Origin of the sequence: Bdellovibrio sp. BCCA (genome assembly GCF_037996825.1) — a bacterium.
Taxonomy (GTDB): Bacteria; Bdellovibrionota; Bdellovibrionia; order Bdellovibrionales; family Bdellovibrionaceae; genus Bdellovibrio.
Genome location: NZ_JBBNAC010000001.1, coordinates 3,015,750 through 3,037,591, shown reverse-complemented (window position 1 = coordinate 3,037,591; position 21,842 = coordinate 3,015,750). Strand labels below are relative to the sequence as shown.

Sequence of the window (21,842 nt, the reverse complement as noted above, 5' to 3'; positions counted from 1 at the left end):
CTGGAGGTCTTCGTTGACCAGACCGCGCATCCTTGTAACCGGAGGCACAGGTTTTCTCGGGAAAAAAGTCATTCCTCTTCTTCGTGAAAAATTCGAAGTGGACGTGCTTTCCCGATCGGGCAAGACAGAAGTCCAGGGCGATCTAACTCAGTGGAATGCGGGACTCGATTTCGATTTCCTCAAAAATAAAAAATATTCTTTGTTTCTGCATATGGCGGGTCTTTATGACCTGACAGCTTCGAAGGTCGATTGTTACCAACACAATATCTCGACCATGGGCACAGCACTGAAAGTCGCTGAAGCTTTGAACATTCCTTTTTTCTTAAATACAAGCACGGTCGCTGCCGGAGTGAACTCAAGTCTCACTTCTGTAAAACCATTTGATTTGAATTTTTCAAAACCATTTCCTGATGCGTATTCTGAATCCAAAGCGTTAGGAGAGCAGGTTCTGCACAACTGGCCCGTACAAAACGTCAAAGGCCGTATCAATCTTCGCTTGGGAGTTTTGGTTGGCGACACGAAAACAGGAAGCATCGAACGTATCGATGGGCCTTATTATGCCGCTGAAGCTTTTAAGAAAATTAGAACGGTGATTGAATCTTTCCCTACAGCTGTGCCTCTTCCAGGAAATCCCAATGTGCGTTTGCCATTAGTTCCTGTGGATAAAGCGGCGGCGGCGATTGTGAAATTCTGCGAGTGGACATTGGCAGACAAGCCACAAGGGTATCTGAGCTATCACGTCACACCGACTTACGGACTTGGTGCAAAAGATTTTTATATTTCGGCACTGAAAAACCAAGCTATTCCCCACAAGGGTGTCGTCTTGGTTGATCAGATTTCTGAGGCATTGATTTTAAAAGTTTCGAAATTCCTCGCAAAGTTTCCTGAAGAAGAATTGTATTATCTGATGAACTTCCCAATCTATGACACGCAAACGACGCGTGAAATCCTAGGGGAGAACTGGTGTCCTGAGTTTAAAGAATACGAACAAACTTTCTGGAGCGGTTATGAAAAATTCGTATCGGATCGCTGAGATTAGTTTTGGTCGTCCTCATTGGGATACGGCTTATGAATTTGATTTCGAAGGAAAACACTTCGAAGTTCAAAGATTCAGTGCGAATTTTTCCGTTGAGACCGTTCGTCGTTTGATTGAAACCCTTCGCAACCAAGTCGATGCTTTTGCATTAACAAGTTTGCCACCCGTGATTAAACTTGATCAGAAAAGCTACGTGCATCGGCAATATTTGGAAATCATGGGCATTCCTTCTCCAGTGCCTTTGTGTGATGGAACGGGCTTGCGTGAAATCGCCAATATCAATTCATTGGTGAAACATATTGAAGCAGGGAGTATTCAGCCTGAGCGCGGCGTGTTTTTCCCATCGGCGGTTTTTTCTACGGAGCTTGAAGAATACATCCGCGATCGTTACCGCAAGTCGGTTTACATTGGCGATGCGTATTCTCTTTTGGGTGTGCCTTGGTTGATTCAACCTTTTCCGGGACTGATGACTCTTTCGAAATTGGTCCTTAATGTCGCCAACTTTAAAGATCTTCGTAAGAACACACCGCTGGCTGAAACAAAGCTCCAAAAAATGAGTCGCTCAACTTTGGCGGCGCAAGTTGAAAACATTCAGTATGTTTTCTGCGATCTTCCTTTCCTTTTGCTTTTTGATACCGCAACAGAGTTTGTGCGCGGAAAAGACTTGGTGATTTGGTCTTCGCATCCGTTGATGGAAGAGGAAGCGCGCAAATTTTCTCCAAGAAGCATCATAAATCTGTTCCCTGAAAGCTATCGTATTCATCCGTACATGAATTATTCGGTTTTGGATGCGACTTTGCGTTTGTCCCATGGAAGAACGGCACCACTTTCTATTGAAGAGTGGGAACAACTCATCACTGAAGACACCGAGATTCGCCAAACAGCACGCAAATACGTGATGACGAAGAAAACTTCCACGCAGATGAAGATTTCTCAAGGGATGAACAACGTTAAAAGTAAAGTTCTGCGTCGTGAAGAACCTGACTTTGCTTTCGTCGTTCACGCTCTTTCACATCGAGATATTCTGCGTGCGCCGGGCTTATCGATGTTTAAGCACATGCCTAAAGAGTGGAATGATCCATTTGATCGCATGTTCGCAAAAACGCCGAGTTTCGTTTACGGTCATATTAAAAATATTATCAGCGAAGAAACCGGACAACAGATCAACGGTATTATTTATGCTTTACCGGCGACTCCGAAGGTTCTAAAAACCACGGACCCTGAAGTGATTTATAAAAAGATCGAAAGCATTTGTTACGACGCCGCCAATCGCGGTGCAAAAATGATCGGTCTTGGCGCCTATACAAAAATTGTGGGCGATCAGGGAATTACCATCAATCAAAACAGTCCCATTCCGGTCACTACAGGAAACAGCTTAAGTGCTTCGGCCACTTTGTGGGGATTAAACGACGTCGTTAAAAAAATGGGTCTTCTTAAGAATGATCCAGAGACAGGTTTGGTTGATGGAATGGCCATGGTCATTGGCGCCACGGGCTCCATTGGTCAAGTGTCAGCAAAACTTTTAGGCCTTGTCTTTAAAAAAGTCTGCCTTGTTGCTCCTCGTATGGAGCGTCTGTTGGAACTCAAAGCAGCTATCGAGAAAATGTCTCCAAAGTGTGAAATCATCGTTACGACAGACGCCAACGAACTGGCCGGTGAAGCGGACGTTCTTGTGACAGCGACTTCGGCGATAGATCACAAAATTGTTGATGTGATGAAATTAAAACCGGGAGCCGTGGTTTGTGACTGCTCTCGTCCTTTGGATTTTGACATTGATGATGCAAAAAAACGTCCCGATGTTTTAATCATTGAATCCGGCGAACTTGTTTTGCCGGGTCCCGTTCAGCTCACGTGTGATATTGGTCTTCCGGGGAACACGGTCTATGCTTGTTTGGCAGAGACAGCTCTTTTAACTTTGGAAAAACGATACGAAGCTTTCACTATGGGACGCGATATAGAGTGGGACAAGGTGAAGCAGATTTATAAAATGGCTCAACGTCATGGGGTTCAATTGGCGGAGATCCAAGGACACACAGGTATTATTACCGATAAAGAAATTGAACTCACAAGACAGCTGGCATTATCAAAAAGAAAAAAATAGGGAGATGTCATGAAGACGTTTTTACTTTTGTGCGCGTTTGCGTTCTCCGTCCAAGCAGGGGCTCAGGAAAATCCGGAAGAGTGGCTAAAGAAGGCCGACAATATTCGCAATCCTTCCGCGTCTTATGAAATGAAAATCAAAGTTGAAACTTCTGAAAATACCTCTGTGTTTCAAGTGTATTTAAAAGGACAAGATAAAACCTTGATTGTGACCAAAGAGCCTGCGCGCGATAAAGGCCGCAATATGTTGATGCTCGATCGTGATTTTCATGCCTATGTGCCGAACTTAAAGCGTTCGATGCGTTTGTCTTTGGCGCAAAAACTTTCGGGCCAAGTGGCTAACGGGGATATTTCAAGAACTCGCTGGTACGGGGATTATACCGTCACAAAAGAAGGTGAAACGGCAAGTGAAGTGCAGCTTCTTTTAAAAGGCAATAAAGACAATCTCACTTATGCCTGGATTCGTTTGTGGCTTAAAAAAGGCTCATTTGAACCCTTGCGTGCAGAGTATTTGGGTCTGAATGGTAAGACGGTTCTAAAGCGTGCTAGTTTTGAAGATTATAAAAATATTGCAGGTGCTATGCGCCCGGGCACTTTGAAAATCGAAGATACCAATAAACAAGTCAGTTACATCCGTATCCTGGGGATGAATAAAAAAGACTACCCGGATTCCTTCTTTACAGTTCGTAATATGGAAAGCATGAAGTAGTGCGTTTCGGCGTTCTTCTTTTTCTTTTATTGAATACGGTCATTGCGCGCGCAGACCTCACGGGTGCTGCACGCTATGACTATATACAAGGAAAAGAAGAGGAGCTTGCCAATCGTTTGGTGGTGAAATCCAAACTAAACTCCAATGTCGGACCTTTTGGAATTTTCGTGGAGGGTTTTGGCGAGTTCGAGGGCAATGAAGATCAGGCTTTCATTCGCAGATCTCCTTCGCGCGGATATCTGCAAGAAGCTTATTTCGAATTTAAATTAGAATCGTTTTTTGTTCGTGTCGGAAGGCAAGCATTGCGTTGGAGCGAAAGTTGGACCTTGCCGTCATTAGATGTGTGGACGGGCCGTCGTTTTAATCGTTTGTTTTTTGATCCTCTTTCAGATCAGTTAACACATTCTACGGGAGCCTCTTTTTCTTATGCGAAAGAAAACTTCTCGGTGGAATTAGTTGGCATTGGAGAGCTTGCAGAAAATTTCTATCCGGTTCCCATTCCTGAAACGGAAAATGAAAAGAACACAAGCTTCGGAGGCCGTGTGAAATGGAATATGGGGGGCTTTGGCTTTTCGGCCATGAGCGCTCAAGTCCTTAAGAAATATTATTATGGTCTTTCAGGAAACTACGCTTTTGATACCGCCGTGCCGAAGTTTGAAGTGGGTTATATGAATGACACCACTCCGAATTTGCCAGTCAAACGCGATCAAATGTTTGCAAATATTGGCTGTGATTTATTTTTAGGAAATTGGATCATCTTGCCGCAGATCAGTTATTTTGAAGTCAACGGGCTTACTGAAAACGAAGCGCAAACGGCGTTTTATATGACGGCGCAGTGGAATCCCAATCGTCATGATATCCAAATGCAGGTTTATCAAAATCCTAAGAGTGAGGACGCTTTTGTGAGCGCCAGCTATGGATACAATCTCACAGATTATTTTACGGCATCGGCTTTTGTGCAAAATTATGAAGGCAAACAAGGCCTTTACAAAATCTACGAAGACATCACCGGGGGACTTGTGATGGGTGTGCGTTTTGAATTAACCGGCAATCTAGCATTTTAAGGAGTACGTGTGGCAAAAGAATACTTTTCAGATTTGAATTACACTTTGTCGAACGAAGACACACGCATCGAGTTTGACCTTTTACCCGAAGGCGCGGAACGAGTTTTCAGTATTGCGGGTTCGGGCGCACGCTGTTTGCCTTTGATTGCGAAAAATCCCAAATACTTAGACGTCATCGATATGTCGGTGAGTCAGCTTTATTTATGTGAACTGCGTTTGCAGGCGATGAAGACGCTCACTTACGAAGAATATCTTTTTTTGATGGGATATCGGGGAGCTCTTCAAGGTGGCAGTGATTCCGGCGATGACAGAGAGGTTTTATTTAATAAGCTGACATTGTCTGCAGAGGCGAAGTCCTACTGGGTTGAGCGTAAAGAAGGCTGGAAACCACACGGTTTTATTCTGCTCGGCCGTTGGGAATCTCACTTTCAAAAATTGGGATACTTATTTAGAGAAGTTCTGCAATGCGATTTCAGCAAAGTCTTTGAGGCTCAATCACTTAACGAACAAGTTGAGCTTTATGAAAAATACTGGCCAAAAATTCGCTGGAACAGTTTTATTCGTGTCGCGGCCAGCGAGTACGTTTTTAATAAGTTTTTATATAAAGGACATTTCTCTGGAAAGTCCGAGCATAAGACCGAGCAGCGTTCTCCATCGCAATTTATTATGGAAGAATTTAGTCGCATCTTTAAAACGCAATTGGTGCGCAAAAACTATTTCATGCAGATTTTGTTTTTAGGAAGAATTGCTTACGAAGAAGGCCTTCCGCTGGAAGCACATCAACATGTCGTTGAGGCCGTTAAAAAATCGAAAACCGAAATACGTTATTTAAACGGAAATCTTTTAGAGCATTTGCCGCAACATCCGTACGATTTCATCTCTTTGTCAGACACGATTTCTTATCTGGATGGCAAAGATGCCAATCAGATTTTGCAGAAACTTTCGAAAGAAACCAAATCCGGAAGCCAAATGGTGATTCGTTCTTTCATGCGCGCCCCGACTGCTATTGATGTGACGGGGTGGAAAGCCCTTGCTGACAAAGATCAGTGGGCGCAAAACAAAGACGGCACCGGTGTTTATCAATTTCATATCTTCATGAAGAGCTAGCCGAACAGAGGGCTGCCTTAAAAAGCAGTCCACTTTTTTGCAAACGTAGTAAACAATGACGAGTGTACAGGGAGCTTTATGAAACTTGCCGTTGTGTCTTTTGTCTTTTTCATTTCATCTTTTTCGGTAGCTGCCACGAAAGTGTCGCAAAATCTTTCTCCCAATGGAGGAGAGAGCGAAATACTTTTAGGTGTGGCGTACCTTTATCAAAAAGCGGGTGTTGATACCATTGGAGAAGCAAAGTTAAATGGTTACGCCGTAATCGGTAGCTATTACTACGGCACAACGGATGAACATGCCTTTGGTGTCACGCTGGGCTACGCTTCGTCAGAGACGAAAATGGACTACGTCTCGGCGACAGATATTACCACAAAATCAAAGGGTCTTACGGATATAAGAGTAGGCTATAAGGGAACTTATGGTCGTGATAACATCACATTTTTCACCAATATGGCTTTATCTCTACCAACAGAAAAAAGAAAATTTAACGAGGACAAAAATGAGGATAATGTTTCAACAGGACGTATCACTCCTCATGTCGAAGCGGGCTTGGTGAATGCTAAAGAAAATGTGTCTTTCGGAGCGCTTGTGGCTTTGGACTTTCCTTTTGAAGGTGATGCTGAAAATACAGAAAGTGGAATGACGACGGCGGGTAAATCGTCAGGCGGAAGCAAAGTTAAATTAGCGACTTTCGTGGAATTTAACAATATCGCTCATCCTAATATTGAACTGAGTTACAACTCCACAGATTCTACGACTTATAAATTTGGTACCACAACACGAAGATATTCTGACATCAAGATGGCTTCTTTAAATGTCTCCGGTCGTTTTGAAATAGTTCCTGGTTTTGAGTTGCTCCCGGAAGCCCAATACAACCGTCTTATGAACAAGCAAGACCTACAAATCGATACTTACGAAGATTATGGTTTTGGCCTCGCAGGTCGCTTTGTATTCTAGAGTTGTAACATAATTGAGACAGAGTTCGTCTCATCCTTAGTACTATTTAAGAGTCTCATTTTGAAACTCAAGGGCCCTTTAAAAAATACCGATATTTAAAGGGTCATGAACAAATGGGACGTTCGTAAAATCAACATTTTAGCGCCACTTTTACTATTTCTTGTCGGATGTTCTGACACGACTCCCTCGGTTTCTATCCTTCGTTCGATTGATGGCTTTGATTTTGTGACCACGAATGTGGTGACAGCAAGCATGCACTCCGTTCCTTTGCAGGCGAATTGCTCTGCGTTTGTTGGACAAGTGGAAATGAGTTTTGATGGCGGAGCCACATGGTTGCAACCCACAGCTTATGATCCTTCGGCAAAATCGAAATGTGAAAACGGCGCGTTTACCGTGACACTTTCAAATACGAAATCTCCGTGGAGTGGAATGAGTTTTACGAATGGCCAAGTGGTCTCTGTAAAGTTTCGTGCGCTTCCACGTATTGGCAGTTGGATTTACCGCACGGTGAATGTGAAGTATTCACCTTCGACACCGATCAGCCAAGAAGTTCTCGCAGGCTCACAAACGCAAACGGGAACAGGATTGATTTTGCACGGACGCGTGCGTTCGCAAGATCAACACATAGCTAATGGCGGTGGCTTTACTCTTAAAGGAAGGATTACTCAATGAAGTTAATTCTTTCTTTGTTCACCATGATCTTAGTTTCTCAAGCACAAGCGGTAGCACCGTCACCAGGTTCTCTTTTTACTTATGAAGGTGTGTTGACAGACTCCAGCGGTACGCCGATTACGACGGCACAAACTGTGACCTTCCAAGTGATCTATGGCTCTTCTTGTATTGTGTATGAAGAAACACAAACAGTCCCTCCAGGATCACAAGGCGAGTTCAGTGTAGTTGTCGGATCAGGATCAAGGACAGACACAACAACAAATACGGCTGCTCGTATTTTCGCTTCTTCTGGAAGTATCGAGTGTAGCGGGGCAAGCCCCGTCAGTGTGAGTGGTTTTGCGACAAGATCCTTGCACATCAAAGTGGGCTCGACGGATCTCACGCCGGATGTTGTGATTGGTAATATTCCGTTTGCCATCAACTCTCAAAAGCTAGCGGATAAGGGGCCTTCTGATTTTGTTCAGATAAATGGCACGGTCACGCAAACGGGAATCGAATCTGTTTTAAATATTTTCTCGACGCCTTCAACGAATGGACAAATTCTCATTGCCAACGGAGCCACTTACCAACCTGGTAATATCATCGCGGGTTCCGGTATCGCAGTGACTAGTGGTGCAGGATCTATTACGATCGCTGCGACAGGTAGCGGAGGTGGTGGCACAGTGACGAATGTGACAGCCAACGCTCCTTTGACTGTTACGAACGGAGCTACGACCCCGGCATTGAATCTTCCCAAAGCAGGTGCTGGAGCTGATGGTTATCTCAGTGCAGGCGATTGGAACTTATTTAATTTGAAATTAGGTACGGCTCTGTCTACCGGAAATGTTTGGGTGGGTAGCCCTGGAGGAGTGGCCACTGAAGTGCCTGTCTCTGGTGATGCCACTCTGACATCTTCAGGTGCGCTGTCGCTCACGAATGTGGGAACGCCCGGCAGTTACTATAAAGTGACAACCGATGCAAAAGGTCGGGTGACTGCGGGGGTGAATGCTCTTGCAGTAAGTGACATTCCAAATTTGGATTGGTCAAAAATCACGAGTGGAAAACCTACGACGTTGGCGGGTTACGGAATTACGGATGGAATTGAAAATTACGGTGGCACTCCGGGAATTAAATCTGGAACCGACACGTCAAAAGGTGCGGCGGGCACGGCGGGTCGATTGTATGTTGCAACGGACACGCAAAAAATCTATCGAGATAACGGTTCTACTTGGGATCTTCTAAGTTCCGGCGCAGCCAGTGGTGTAACGAGCGTCGGCACTGGGACGGGATTAACGGGCGGAACAATCACTTCTACTGGAGTTATCTCTCTTACAAATACTGCGGTGACACCAGGAAGCTACGGTTCTGCTACGCAAATTCCTACATTCACTGTGGATGCTCAAGGTCGCTTGACGGCGGCTTCGCAAATAACACTCGGTGGAGTCTCTCCAGGTGGAACAGCCGGTGGAGATCTTTCAGGATCATATCCAAATCCTTCCGTGGTTAAAATTCAAGGCAAGGATGTGAATGCAACCGCGCCGACCGCGGGGCAGGTTTTGCGATATAATGGAACGAACTGGTCTCCCACAGTTTTAAATTTAGCTTCTGACATTACAGGAACATTGGCCGTTTCAAACGGTGGTACAGGAGCGACAACGCCGACGGCCGCTCAAGTAAATTTGGGTTTGGGAAGCGCCGCAGTTAAAAACATAGGTTCAGTTTCGGGCAGTGTGCCTGTGATTGGTGTAAGCGGCATTACGAATAACTCAATGTGTACATCAGACGGAACGGGCTCTGTTATTTGTAACACGGCTATGCCTGTGAGTTCTCAGTGGGTCACGTCGGGTGCTAATGTGTCTTATACCGGTGGCAATGTGGGAATCGGAACAAATAATCCCGCAGTTCCTTTAGATGTGACAGGCACGACGCCTGTTGCGTTAAGCGTGAAAAGTTCCTCAACGCTGTTTTCCGGAATGAATATCGTCGATAGCGCAGGAACATCTGTTTACTCTTTGAGATCTTACAGCACGGGAAGTTCCTCTCCGGCTTCTGGGTCGTTTGCCATCGTGAATGGACCTAATCCAAGACTTGTCATTGATCCGGCTGGTAACTTGGGCCTTGGCACGAACACTCCGGGACAACCCCTTGCGATTTGGAATGAATTTACCGGCACTACAGGCGGTTATGGTGCAAATATCGATTTACGAACCTACGGTGGCGCCTCTGTTATTTATGGTGCTGGCTCTGGCGGGACGCGAGCCGCGCCGAATGCTCTTGCCCCGGACAACACCCTCTTGATTCTTTCGGGAGACGGATACGATGGCGCCAATTGGCCAAGTCAAAAAGCCACCATCAAGTTTAAAGCCGCTGGGAGTTGGGGGGGATCGAGTACTCCGACTTATATGACATTTAGTACGACGCCGATTGGTAGCACAAACCAGGCAGAAAGAATGCGTATTGATTCAAATGGTAATGTGGGAATCGGTATAACGAGTCCGGGTTATACGCTTCATGTGAATGGTCCTGCTGCGGGAACATCGGCATGGCAAACAACGTCCGATAGACGATATAAAAAGAACATTGAGGTATTGCCAGGAGCCTTGGCGAAAATTCTTCGACTCAGAGGTGTTTCGTTCCAATGGAGACAAGAAGATTTTCCATCTATGAAATTCATGGATGGTAATGACATCGGTGTTATTGCTCAGGAAGTAGAAGCTGTTTATCCAGAAGCAGTGACAACAGGAACTAACGGTTATAAAACGGTTGGCTATAGTAAGCTCGTTGCACCGCTGATCGAATCAACTAAAGAACTTTATGGCATGTGCAAAGCCAATGAAGAACAAGTTAAAATGCTTGAAAGAAAAATTGCGTCTTTGGAAGAAGCGGACAGCAAAAAAGAAAATCGCATCCGGACTCTTGAGAATGAAAATGAAGAATTGAAAAAAGATCTCAAGATGATCAAAGAAAAGTTAGGTCTTCAATAATTAGAATCTCGCTCTGAGACTCTCTCATCTCATACTCGAACGTTGCTCCCAGGTTTCTTTAATAATTTTTACAGTTTTGTTAAAATTATAAGTAGAGATTAAGAGGGACGTTGTATGGGAAAATCACTATTTATCGCGGCACTTCTATTTTCTTTGTCTGTGCAGGCAAAGAATCAACAAGATGACATTCGTTATAGAAAAGGAATGTTAAAAAAGATTTCCTGTTCTTTCTCCGGAATTAGCCGCACGAATACGGGTTCCTCTATAGGTTCGATAGATTTTCCTGCAGATCCGGCAAATACCGTGTGTGATCCTCTTTCAAATAATTCCAGTTCCTCTCCTGAAATGGGTCTTTTAGGTAAGCTTATTCTGCGTACGCCTGAAATGGGTGCGAAGGTGAACAGCGTTTTGGATTACTACAACAAAGGCCAGAAGCTGGATCAGAATTTGTATTTCGCTGACGTCAACGTTCCTACGCGTCCGTTTACAGAGGGATTTTCTGCGCAAAATGGCGATGTGCTCACGGATTCTCAGGGCAACAAGCTGATCGAAAACTTTGCGATAGAATATACTTCCGTCTTAAAACTCACAGACGCTGATAAAGAAGGTGATTATGAAATCGCGACGTTGTCGGATGATGGCTCCCGCGTTTTTATTAAAGAAGGTGATAAGTGGAATGAGTTGATCAACAACGACGGCAACCATTCGACTCGCATGGGCTGCCCTTATCGTACGATCAATTTAAAAAAAGATTCTGAAGTGCCCTTAAAAATTCTTTACTATCAGGGACCTCGCTATCACATCGCCAACGTTCTTATTTGGAAACTTCATAAAAAAGCGCACTCATGGAAAGAACCTTCGCATCACTCGCTTTGTGGTATTTCGACCAATAACTTTTTCTTTAACTCTAGCAATGGCAAAAGAATGCCGGCTATGACTATTCTTGAGAAGAGTGGTTGGAACGTTGTAGCTCCGGGCAATTTCAAAATGCCTGAAAGACAGCAGAATCCTTGCGTTGAAGAAAAATTGGCTATCAGCGATTTCCAAGTGACTTCCGCCGTGGCGCCGAATGCCACAATCACGTGGAAAACCACAGTTCCCGCAAGTAGTCAGCTGCATATCGTGAATATCTACACAGGAGAAGAGATCTTCACTCAGGTGGATAATAATCTTCTCACAGATCACACAGTGGAAATTTCCGGACTTGTTCACGGTATCTATTATCAAGTGCGTGCGATTTCGAAAGATGCAAAAGGCAATGAGGCTATGACCGCATTTATCAATTTGCTGCCATAGATTTTTCACTAATTCCGTCTCAGAAGTGTACACAGTTTTGACACTTCTGAGACGTCATTGAAGTCTTTTCACAAGCGAAGCCCAAAAATGTCGCTGATTCTTTAGGTCTTATTGCGGCTGTGATATGAATGCCCCCACTTTAATTTACAAGTGGGGTTGTATGAACCTAAAGCTTTTAGCAGGAGCCTTCCTTATCGTAGCGGGGGCTTGGTCTCAACACAGTAAAGCCTATTTTATCGCTTCAGAGCCGGCGCAGATTCGCGCAGGTGTTCCTACGGATGTCTTCGTCGCAGGCTTCGGTAACGATCAAGGCACGCAGTTTTTGAAAGCCGCGATCTTAGCCGCAAAGGTGTCTCGCGATCGTTTCCCACAAAGACAAAGAGTCATTATCAGTGCGGTGAACGAGTCGTTTGAAAATGAGAAAAACATGCTGGCGTCAGCAGGTTTTGGTTTCCGCAAAGCCGACAAAGACGACCTTGAAAAAGGGCGTTTGGTTTTAGCTCTCCAGTATTTGAATTCACCTGTGACATCGTTACAGTTCTTTGGTCACGCCAACACTTACAACGGTTTCCGTTTGCAATCTAAGACGGACCGCTTAGATCAAGAAGATGCAGAGTTTCCACAGATCGGAAGCGTACTAGCTCCGAATGCCTTCGTTGTTTTCCATTCTTGCAACTCAGGATGGCTTTTGGCTCCCGCGGCTGCAAAAATGTGGCGTCGTCCGGTGTTTGGAAGTTTCAATGCCGCCGATTTCCAAGAAATGATGACAGATGGCAAGTGGTATTATCATGATGTCGGCCAATATCCAGAAGGCTATAGCCGTATTGGAAATACGACGCGTATCACTCGTGGTAGCATTGAGTGCACAAGTCTTAAATGCATGCGTTTAAAACCTGTGAACGCCGCTTATCAAGATAGCTTCGGTAAATTCAGCAAAGGTTTGGGTTTCTATAAGGTGTTTTCAACAGTGGACAGCTTGATTCCTCAAGCTTTGATTCATTACACACTTTTAGTTCCTTCTATCACACCACTTTCTTTGCAATCTTCACGTGAAGAAGTTCTTTCCGTTGTAAAAGACTGGATGTGCCCAGGTGATAAGAGCGGGAACAGAAGAAATGCATGTGCGCAGGCTATTGATAATAAAACATTTGAATCCAACCGCACGCTTAATTTCTTCCAAGGCGATGCCGTAGCTTGTACAAATACGACGTGCTTCACGACGATAAAATGCAACGCCTTTAAAGCGATTGTTGGTGCTGTTCCATGTAAGACCAAAGAGTTGGATGATCAGCCTTCAACAGTTTTCAGTGATCAGATGAAGCAGATCATGAAGGGTCTTGATCAGTTCGAAAAAGGCCAATTGTCACTTTAGTTTGTAATTAAAGATGAAATGAAAAAGGGAGCTTTGAGCTCCCATTTTTTATTCTGTCAAAATGCGGATTTCGCCCTTTCCGGCGTCGATTCGCACGCGTTGTCCGGTTTTTAGTTTTGTCATTAGTCCTCCGGAGACCCCAACAATCGTCGGAAGTCCCAATTCGCGGGCTACAACGGCCGAGTGAGAAAGCAGACTTCCGCGCTCAATGAGAAGTCCTGAACAAGAAGGGTAAAGTGGAACCCATCCTGGATCGGTTCTGCCTGTAACGAGAATTTCTCCGTTCAATCCTTCTGCATCCTTCATGTTGTTTACAACACGAACGACACCTTCAATCACACCTGGGCAGCACGGAACTCCGTAAAGCACGTTGGGATCGTCAGATTGCGGAATTTCTCCGCGGAGCAAATCGCCGTCGGTAAGAACTTGCGGGAATTTGCACGCCACACCGGCCGCACCGAAACTCATAAAGCGATCCGGTGGTGGAAGAGATTCTTCATAACCTTTGAACTCTTCTTTACGAAGTTCAATGATTTTACGAAGCTCTAAGGAAACGGCACGACCTTCAATGAAGGCCATGATTTCTTCAACAGTGAGGAGGAAGATATCGCGTTCATTTTCTAGCTGACCCAAGCGAGTGAGTTGGTAGCCGATGCCTCTGAATAGATGGCGGGCGATACCGAAAATCTTGGTACGGGCAAAGCGCAGGTTCTCACGGTTGCGAACCGCTTTGCGGGCTTGATTTAGGATTCTAAAATAGAACCAGCGTTTAAATCCCGAAAGCTTTTGATTTACAAGAGCTTCAGCTTTATGGCGGATTTCAAGCTCGCGCTTTTCCATCTCTTCGATGTCGTAAGATTTCATGCGCACGTAGCTTTGAATGGCACCAATCGCAAAAGTCGGATCGTCGTGAAGATCTTGCGCTTCAAGTTTTAGTTCATTGATACAGCGGAAGCCATATTTGTCCAGGAAGTCGTCGACCTTGGCTTTAAACTCGGGATGATTTCCTTCAGTGAGTGTTTTCCAAGCGACATCAATCGGTGTTGCCAAAATCCATTCGCGTAAAGCGGGATTTCCTTTATCAACCCAAGCTGCGATTCTCATCAAAGTTTTTGTCGGCTCTGTGGATTCCAGATCACCTTGACCGCAAAGAAGGTCGTTTTGCAAAGAAGCTCCGTCATTGCCTTCAGCCACCCATTTTTCTGTGAGTTTTTTAAGAAGACCAAAGAAGACCATGCAAAGGTAGTCATTGATGATGGGCGCCTTCCAGTTTCGCAAAACTTCGCCATCTAAATATTCATAGAACTCACGCAGTTCATTCAAAGACATACTGCGGAAGTTCTTTTTGCGGGCGTCATTGTAGGTCGCTGTGAAATGAGTTTGGAATTCAGTCACAATGCTGTTGATACGTAAAAAGCGCCACAACGTCATCGTCAAAAGCCATGCCTTATGAGGAGGCGAATAACGCACCGGTGTTTTCATAAAATCAAACAGATGGGCAAACTCAGGTTTTAATCCTTGTTTAACCCCCATCATTGTTTCCATGAAAGCCTTATTGTCACTAGATCCTGGAAGCATCAAGATCAGCTTGTACCAATTGATCAAGTTATAATAGATATTCCCGCGAATCAGACCCAGCATATTGCGGAACATCTTTTCATTTTTATCAATCAAAGATTGCGGAACACCGATCACTTCGCAGAATTGAATATACACTTGACGATAAGCTTGGCTCGCAAAGCTGAACGTCAGTGGGGACGTTACACCCGAATAACTTTCAATAATGTTTGAGTTATCCCAAAGAGTGGCTTCGCTGCCATTGATGTGCGCATCGAAGAATTCTTCAGGCGGCAATGAAGTGATAGGGCGGGTTTGCACGCAGTAAAGCTTGCCGTTTTCAAAAGCCCATTCACAATCTTGAGGCGCTTCGAATTTCTTTTCTAATTCCAATGTAAGCTTAGAAACTTCTTTTACCTGAGTGTCTGTCAATGATGAAGCTTTGACTAAGTTTGCTTCGACGTGTGTTTTCACCAATCCACCTTCAGGGGCTTGGCGAAGGGCCTCGGGTTTATCTACGATATGAGGTTTAAAAGTAAGATCATTACGATGAACTTCATAGTGGTCGGCATCAAGCTCACCGCTCACGAGACCTTCTCCAAGTCCCCAGACGGAACTCACCAAAAGATGATCGCGGTCCAAAGCTTTGATTGGATTTCTAGAGAATGCCACACCCGCTGCGTCAGCATTCACCATTTTTTGAATGATAACGCCCATCGAAATTCCTTTGATTCCGATGTTTCGCTCAATACGGTAGGCAAGAGCTCTCTCTGAAAAAGCGGAAGCCCAGCATTTTTTTAAAGACAATGAAATCGCATCCATTCCTTTTTGAAAAAGATAGGACGAAAATTGCCCGGCAAAAGAGTTCTGTGCCGAGTCTTCATCAAGGCCACTGGATCGCACAGCTACGAACTGAGTAGTGAGCTGCGTTCTTGTAAGATTGGATTCAATTTCTTTAATTAAGGCCAAGGGAATCTGCGCCTTCAAAAAAGCGGCTTCGATATTCTCGGCACTTTTTCCTAACTGAGTCGGATCAATCAGACTGTCGGGATTTAAAGAGTTTGAAGAGATAAATTCTTCATAAGCTTCTGCACTGACGCAGAACCATTCCGGAACCGGAACTCCTTTTTGAGTGAGGCGAGCCATATTATAGGCTTTTCCTCCACCGGATTTTTTGAATACATCAAGAGTGTCTTCAGAAGTAAAAATTCGTTTCATATTAACCTCTTGTTAGCCAAAGGCTGAGTGGAATGACATATAAACTAATAAGCAGACACAGAGTTCCTGCAGTTTCGACAAGTTTGAACTTTGCTTCGTTTGTCATAAAGGCAAACCAAGATAGAAGCAACAAAGCGGAGCCCGCGATAAGACCAAATAAAACAACTTGTTCTTTCATCAAAATCGCCGCGATCCAGCTTACAAGCTGCAGGAAGATAAGAATAACCGCGACACCTTTTCTGCCATAGACAGACAAATAAGTTTTTAGAATAGGATGCGCCTTTGGATCCATTTTACGTGCGACTTCGTAAGTAAAGAAGCATCCCAAGATCACAAAGCCCGCAAGGTAAGCCAAATCCGAGTGAATGGCTTCAGGATTTAAAGAAGCTGCGGCATAGACTAAAAGCAAAACGATAATAATCTGATGAGTGCACGCATAAAGAAACGGTTTATTCGCAAGACTTTCACCGACGAAGAACTCTTTATACATCAAATAAAGATACAGAACGATCAAGGCGTAAGTAATGGCCGAAGCACCATTTAACAAAAAAGAAAGTCCGGCAAAGGCCCACATCACTATAAGCCCAGCATTAACGACTTTTTTCATCGCAGCAACACTGACAAGTCCGCGAGGTAAAGGGCGCTGCGGATGAGCCACCACATCCTTTGAATAATCTTTCAGTTCGTCCATCAAACGAAGTTCAATAAAGAAAAAAAGCAAACCGACAAAAGGAATGAGAAGTTTCCACGTCCACGGCGTTTGCATCACCGCTTTTGCTGTCATGACAAAGCCGCCAACAATCAGCGCATAAGAGGCCAAAGGCAAACGTTCTTTTATAAAACTAAGCCACGCTGTCATACTGTTTTACTCCCGCAAAATATCCTAATAAAGAAAGTCCCGCCATCAGAAGACCCAACTGAGGAATCCATTGTTGTTGAATAAAATAAGCACCTAAAGGGGGGCATAAAACTTGGGCCAAGGATTGAAGAGAATTAGAAAACCCCAACGCCAACCCTTCTTCTGATTTGTGCAAGCTTTTGGTGAGTCGGCTGGTCACCGTCGGACGAATCAAAGAGTTGCCAATTCCAAAAACTCCGCAAGCCACAAAAAATATAAAAACATTTTGGGAAAGACCAACACCGACGTAGCCCAGCAATGTAAGAATGAAACCTGTAGAACTTAGATTTTTATCGCCAAAACGTTTTTCCAGTTTCGGAAGCATAAAACCTTGAATAACGATGCCGATGACCCCGAGAGCTCCGAAAAGATAACCGATTTCAGACGGGCCGTATTTTTCTCCATGACTGTTGGTAAAGCGCATTTCCATGATGAGGCCCAAGCCCGAAATCAGAAAAGCAAACGAACAGAAAAAGAAAATAAACTGTAAAAAACACTGGCGAGGACGTGGTTGAAGAATAAACTTTTTGACAACGCTTCCTAACGCCGGACCTTTTCCTTTTGATGGAAGACCTTTGGGAAGCAGGACGGTTGTTAGCAAAATACTGACGCAAGAAAGCGCGAAGCTAGAATAAATCGGCACAGACCAATTGATTTTCGCCAAAGCTCCTGAAATAGCAGGGCCTATGGTTAAAGCGAGACCAAAAACCGCACCGAAAAGACCGAAAGCTTTGGTTCTGTTTTCATCCGCTGTGGAATCCGAAATCATGGCCTGTACCAAGGATAAATTTCCAGCGCCAATGCCCGAAAGAATGCGTGCAAAGAAAACAAACCCAACAGTTTGCGCTGAAGCGAGAAAGAAAAATCCGCTCGCCAAAAAGAACTGACTTAAAAGTAACAAAGTCTTTCGACCAAAACGGTCTGAAAGACGGCCTAATACAGGACTGAAAATGATTTGCATCGCTGCATAGGAAGCGGTGATGACTCCGGTTTCAAAGACGCTGGCTCCCAATTTGATCGCAAAGAACGGCAAAAGCGGAATGATCATCATCATTCCGAGGATGTCGACAAAGACAATCAAAAGAAGGGGAGTCAGACTTTTCCAATTCATCGCGGTGTGATTTTAATGTCCATCGTCGGGCCTGGCCATAAAGACCAAGTCGGTTTTGGTTTGATTTGCGAAAAATTCGTGATCTCAAATTTATATCTTTGTACAATGCGACTCATCGCAAAAGTCATTTCCATAAATGCAAACTGAAAACCGATGCATTTACGGGGACCACCACCGAACGGAATGTAAACTTGTTGATGGCGTCCTTTAAGGTTCTCCGGTAAAAAGCGATCGGGATTAAATGTCATTGCATTTTCCCAGAAATCACCTCGACGGTGCGCCACCCATACTCCTAAAAATACCGTAGAATCTTTTGGAATGGTGTAACCGCCAATCACGTCTTCTTCAAGGTTGTCGCGAGACATGATGTAGTTTTGAGGATAAAGGCGTAAAGTCTCCTCAATCACACGTTTGATGTAATTAAGATTTTGCAAATCCATAAAACCAGGTGAGCGACCTTGCAAAGCCGTATCGACTTCGGCTACGGCCTTTTGATAAATATCCTGATGGGCAAAAAGATTATAAAGAGTCCAGCTCATTGTGTTGCCGCTGGTATCTGTACCGCCCAAGAACATCGTCAAAACTTCATCGCGAAGTTGTTTGTCGGTCATTCTTGCGCCTGTTTCAGGATCTTCAGCATAGACAAGCATTGAAAGCAAAGTGCCTGAGGGATTTTCTCTTTGTCGTTCTTCGCGAATCATGCGGTAAACGACGCTGTCTAAGAATTCCATGGCCTTTTTAAATTTAATATTGGAAGGCAAAGGCAAAGATTCGGAAATATCCAAGGGATTCAGAGTACGATCGACAGTGAATTGAAGTGCGTATTTGAAAGCCTCAATGATGTCATTGATTTCTTTTTCAGGAACTTGAGAACCTAAAAGAGCGCGAGCCACGATTTCCATCGCAAGTCGTTGGAATTCTGTGGTGGCTTCAATCAGTTCGCCTTTTTTTCTTTTTTCATCCCAACGATCCAGCATTTTATCGACGTTGTGAACCATCAGTTCCGAAAGTCCGCTTAAGGCTTCGCGATGTAAATGCGGATTCATTTTACGACGTTGTGTCAGCCATTCTTCGCCTTCACTGGTAGCAAGACCTTTTCCAAGATAGCCGCTGGCTTTTTCAAAGGTGCGACCTTTCCAGTACTTTTTGTGGTGGCTTACCAAAACCTGCTGAAACAAATCAGGGTGAAAAATGATGTAGCTCGTGCGCACACCAAAGGGAAGCTTGACGATCTCGCCGTACTTGCGGTGAGTTTCTTCAAGATACTCCAGGCGATTCCAGATAAGTTTGTGAGTGTTCGCCGCAAATTCTAAAAATGAAGGTCCTGGTACTTTGCTCATAACGTTCCTTACAAGTCCTTTTTGTAAAGTGTGTATTCATGCGTCCACAGGTGTTTCTGTTTTTTACCGTAGGACTCGCTTTGATTTCCGGCCTTCACCAGGGCGGAAATAGTTTTTTCCAACCCCTTTGGTACAGCGGTGATAAGACAGTGGTGAAGCATGGCGTTTGAAAGACCATTTCCTCTTGCAACAGGATCAATGCCGACTGTTTTAAGGACGAAATAATCTTTTTCGATGACATTGAAAAAGTAACCAACATCTTCTCCACTCGGTGAGACTGCAAAAACAGCATGCTCTAAATTTTCTTTCTTAGCCAGAGGAACATAGAATTCTTTGAAATAGTCTAGGGGCACAGGCTCAAAGAGAAAATTCTTTTGAAAAGCCGCCATCGTAATACGGTGAAGAGAAGGAATATCTTTTTGCAGCATTTGTTCTGCGATCAAGGGTCTGAACGAAAAACCTTTTTGCAAAGCTTTTTCGTAGTCCGCCTTTGTACTCTCGAAAAGATCTTTCAGACCTGTGTATCCATTGGAGTGATAAGAAGCATAGTTTTGAAAACCAAACGATTCAAAATATTCAGAATAAGCACGAGGATGGTTTGGCTCCCAAGAAAAAACTTGTGGATCTTTCCAATCCGTGCGGAATCGGTAGGGAAGCCACGTGTTTAAATTCACAGGTCCTACCGCCGCTTTAACACCTTTTGAACGCAACCAGGAACTGGCTTTCTCTAAAAGAGAGTGCGCCGTTGATTTATCTTTTGCTTCAAAGAAACCAAGATAACCGTGATCTTTATAGAATGGCGATAAGTTCGCACCAATACGTCCAATGACGTTGTCATTCTCTGTGGCAATCCAGAATTCGCAAGGGAATGGTAATGGTCGACCGAGCAGAGCTTGAGTCCAAACTTCTGGCGCCATACCGAAGGCCTCTTCTGTTGTGCGCAAGAGAGAAGGTGCTTTCGCGAACAAAGAGTCAAACGCCGATTTATCTGATGTTTCAGAGCGAGCTAAAATTTTAAAGGTCATGAAGACCTGCCTTTTTTAAACTTTGTAAACGGTCAATACGGGCACGGTGTCTTCTGTCGCGAATAATTTTAGCTTCGTGCACGGCTTGAATGACCGGGAATGTTTTTTTAATATCCAATTCTTTGCCAATCAAATTTTCTCCGACTAAGCAAAGACCGGTTCGAGTTTTATGAAGAAACGCTTTGCTGGATTTTAAAAATGCGTAGACTTGTTGCTCAAGTTCAAAATCTTCCAAAGATTGCTGACTTCGGCCGGAGTACCACCAGCCTTTTTCATCAGAGACAATACGGTCACCCATTGAATGCCAAACATGTCCTTCTGAGTCTCTACGCTTGTTCTTTTTGTTTTCTTCCGCATTGCCAATGTATTCAGGGCAAACATGAGGGCCTGTCACCCAAAGGCCTGTGTCTTCAAATTTTGATTGAATATCAGATGCCGGATGACCGACGAAAAGCGTTTGGAAATATCCTTTCCCTTCAGAAAAAGAAACAGCTTTACGTGCATCTGCGTGAGCGACGGGTTCAGCTTCACTGCTTCCGTAAAGATGCTGAAACTGAGACTCGGGCCAACGTTTGAAAGCCTCTTTAAAAATCCATGTGTCCGTCAGTGCTCCACCGACATGAATGGATTTAAGCTCTGGTAAAACATTTTGATATTTGAAAAGCTCTAACAAAAATGCAGGGCCCGTTGTCAGGGTCACAGGTTGCTGCTCTTTGGGAAGGGCAAAGATGTGTTCAAGCTGGCTCTTCTTCCACTTCGGATTTACAATCACCGAGGTGCGGCCCGCTGCCAGATTCGCTAAAGCAAAGTTAGCAAATAAAGTCATATCGGGTCCTTCATGTTTTGAAAGTCCAAGGGAATGATCGAGAGCATGATATTGGTCAATGAGGTAGCCTTGATTGCGGCGCACGCCTTTGGGTTTTCCCGTAGTTCCCGTTGTGAAAGTGATAATCCCAGGAATCTGCGGATCGACGGATTCCGCTTTGAAATCAGAAGTCGGCTCTTTAAAAAGACTTGTTACGTGCATCCAGCGGGGAATATGGCGAATGGAAGAAACGCGAAGGCCCCAGGGATATCCCCACCAACGAGTCACAAAAAGTTTTGGTTTTACCAGATTAATAACGTGTTCAATATCTGTGACTGGCATCCACGGCTCGACCAGGATGACCGAAACTCCCATGCCTAAGGCAGCACAAATGATCGCATAAAGTTGGGGAGTCAAAGTTTCCAGAAGCAGCAGTGAATCTCCGGCTTTGAGATTCATTTTTCGCAAAGTGACTTGGGCTTTACCGCCGTGGTGCAGAAGCTCGGCAAAAGAAATCTGCTCCGTCGGAGAAAGCCAAATGGCCGTCCGCTCGGGATGTTCTTTTGCCTTTTGCGTGAAGAGCTCGACACAATTCATGGTGTCCCTAAGTCG

General features: G+C 44.5%; 16 protein-coding genes. 10 read left to right on the top strand and 6 right to left on the bottom strand.

The window, feature by feature from the left end:
* Positions 1-13: 13 nt before the first annotated feature.
* From AAAA78_RS14690 to AAAA78_RS14645, 10 genes are all read left to right on the top strand, one after another.
* Complete coding sequence (locus AAAA78_RS14690; RefSeq protein ID WP_340592797.1) at positions 14-1,033, top strand: SDR family oxidoreductase; 1,020 nt, start codon at positions 14-16, stop codon at positions 1,031-1,033.
* On the top strand, positions 1,008-3,137 hold the full coding sequence (locus AAAA78_RS14685; protein ID WP_340592796.1) for a dehydrogenase: 2,130 nt from the start codon (positions 1,008-1,010) through the stop codon (positions 3,135-3,137). The genes AAAA78_RS14690 and AAAA78_RS14685 overlap by 26 nt, the downstream gene beginning before the upstream one ends.
* A gap of 9 nt (positions 3,138-3,146) precedes the next feature.
* On the top strand, positions 3,147-3,845 hold the full coding sequence (locus AAAA78_RS14680; RefSeq protein ID WP_295905087.1) for an outer membrane lipoprotein-sorting protein: 699 nt from the start codon (positions 3,147-3,149) through the stop codon (positions 3,843-3,845).
* The gene (locus AAAA78_RS14675) at positions 3,845-4,909 is read left to right on the top strand and encodes a hypothetical protein (RefSeq protein ID WP_340592794.1); all 1,065 of its coding nucleotides are present in this window, start codon (positions 3,845-3,847) and stop codon (positions 4,907-4,909) included. The genes AAAA78_RS14680 and AAAA78_RS14675 overlap by 1 nt, the downstream gene beginning before the upstream one ends.
* Positions 4,910-4,918: 9 nt before the next feature.
* On the top strand, positions 4,919-6,016 hold the full coding sequence (locus tag AAAA78_RS14670; RefSeq protein WP_340592792.1) for a DUF3419 family protein: 1,098 nt from the start codon (positions 4,919-4,921) through the stop codon (positions 6,014-6,016).
* A gap of 78 nt (positions 6,017-6,094) precedes the next feature.
* Positions 6,095-6,973: a hypothetical protein gene (locus AAAA78_RS14665; protein ID WP_340592791.1), complete on the top strand. Its 879-nt coding sequence runs from the start codon at positions 6,095-6,097 to the stop codon at positions 6,971-6,973.
* 105 nt (positions 6,974-7,078) lie between these two features.
* Positions 7,079-7,645, top strand: coding sequence for a hypothetical protein (locus tag AAAA78_RS14660; protein ID WP_340592789.1), 567 nt, complete (start codon positions 7,079-7,081; stop codon positions 7,643-7,645).
* Positions 7,642-10,608, top strand: coding sequence for a tail fiber domain-containing protein (locus tag AAAA78_RS14655; RefSeq protein WP_340592788.1), 2,967 nt, complete (start codon positions 7,642-7,644; stop codon positions 10,606-10,608). Before AAAA78_RS14660 ends, AAAA78_RS14655 begins: the two co-directional genes overlap by 4 nt.
* A gap of 114 nt (positions 10,609-10,722) precedes the next feature.
* Positions 10,723-11,904, top strand: coding sequence for a PA14 domain-containing protein (locus AAAA78_RS14650; RefSeq protein WP_340592787.1), 1,182 nt, complete (start codon positions 10,723-10,725; stop codon positions 11,902-11,904).
* A 160-nt stretch (positions 11,905-12,064) separates the two neighbouring features.
* Positions 12,065-13,276: a hypothetical protein gene (locus AAAA78_RS14645; protein ID WP_340592786.1), complete on the top strand. Its 1,212-nt coding sequence runs from the start codon at positions 12,065-12,067 to the stop codon at positions 13,274-13,276.
* Between the two features lie 48 nt (positions 13,277-13,324).
* Here the strand turns inward: AAAA78_RS14645 and AAAA78_RS14640 are convergent, their stop codons facing one another.
* Genes AAAA78_RS14640 through AAAA78_RS14615 form a run of 6 tightly spaced genes read right to left on the bottom strand, consistent with a single transcriptional unit; the run spans position 13,325 to position 21,827 of the window.
* Entirely contained in the window at positions 13,325-16,051 is a 2,727-nt protein-coding gene (locus tag AAAA78_RS14640; protein WP_340592785.1) for a phosphoenolpyruvate synthase, read from the bottom strand.
* Between the two features lies 1 nt (position 16,052).
* The gene (locus AAAA78_RS14635; RefSeq protein ID WP_340592784.1) at positions 16,053-16,910 is read right to left on the bottom strand and encodes a hypothetical protein; all 858 of its coding nucleotides are present in this window, start codon (positions 16,908-16,910) and stop codon (positions 16,053-16,055) included.
* Positions 16,894-18,060, bottom strand: coding sequence for an MFS transporter (locus AAAA78_RS14630; protein WP_340592783.1), 1,167 nt, complete (start codon positions 18,058-18,060; stop codon positions 16,894-16,896). Before AAAA78_RS14630 ends, AAAA78_RS14635 begins: the two co-directional genes overlap by 17 nt.
* On the bottom strand, positions 18,057-19,400 hold the full coding sequence (locus tag AAAA78_RS14625; protein WP_340592782.1) for a cytochrome P450: 1,344 nt from the start codon (positions 19,398-19,400) through the stop codon (positions 18,057-18,059). Before AAAA78_RS14625 ends, AAAA78_RS14630 begins: the two co-directional genes overlap by 4 nt.
* 8 nt (positions 19,401-19,408) lie before the next feature.
* Positions 19,409-20,425 (bottom strand): hypothetical protein, encoded by a 1,017-nt coding sequence (locus AAAA78_RS14620; protein WP_340592781.1) that lies wholly within the window; start codon positions 20,423-20,425, stop codon positions 19,409-19,411.
* Positions 20,415-21,827, bottom strand: coding sequence for an AMP-binding protein (locus tag AAAA78_RS14615; protein WP_340592780.1), 1,413 nt, complete (start codon positions 21,825-21,827; stop codon positions 20,415-20,417). Before AAAA78_RS14615 ends, AAAA78_RS14620 begins: the two co-directional genes overlap by 11 nt.
* Between the last annotated feature and the right edge of the window lie 15 nt (positions 21,828-21,842).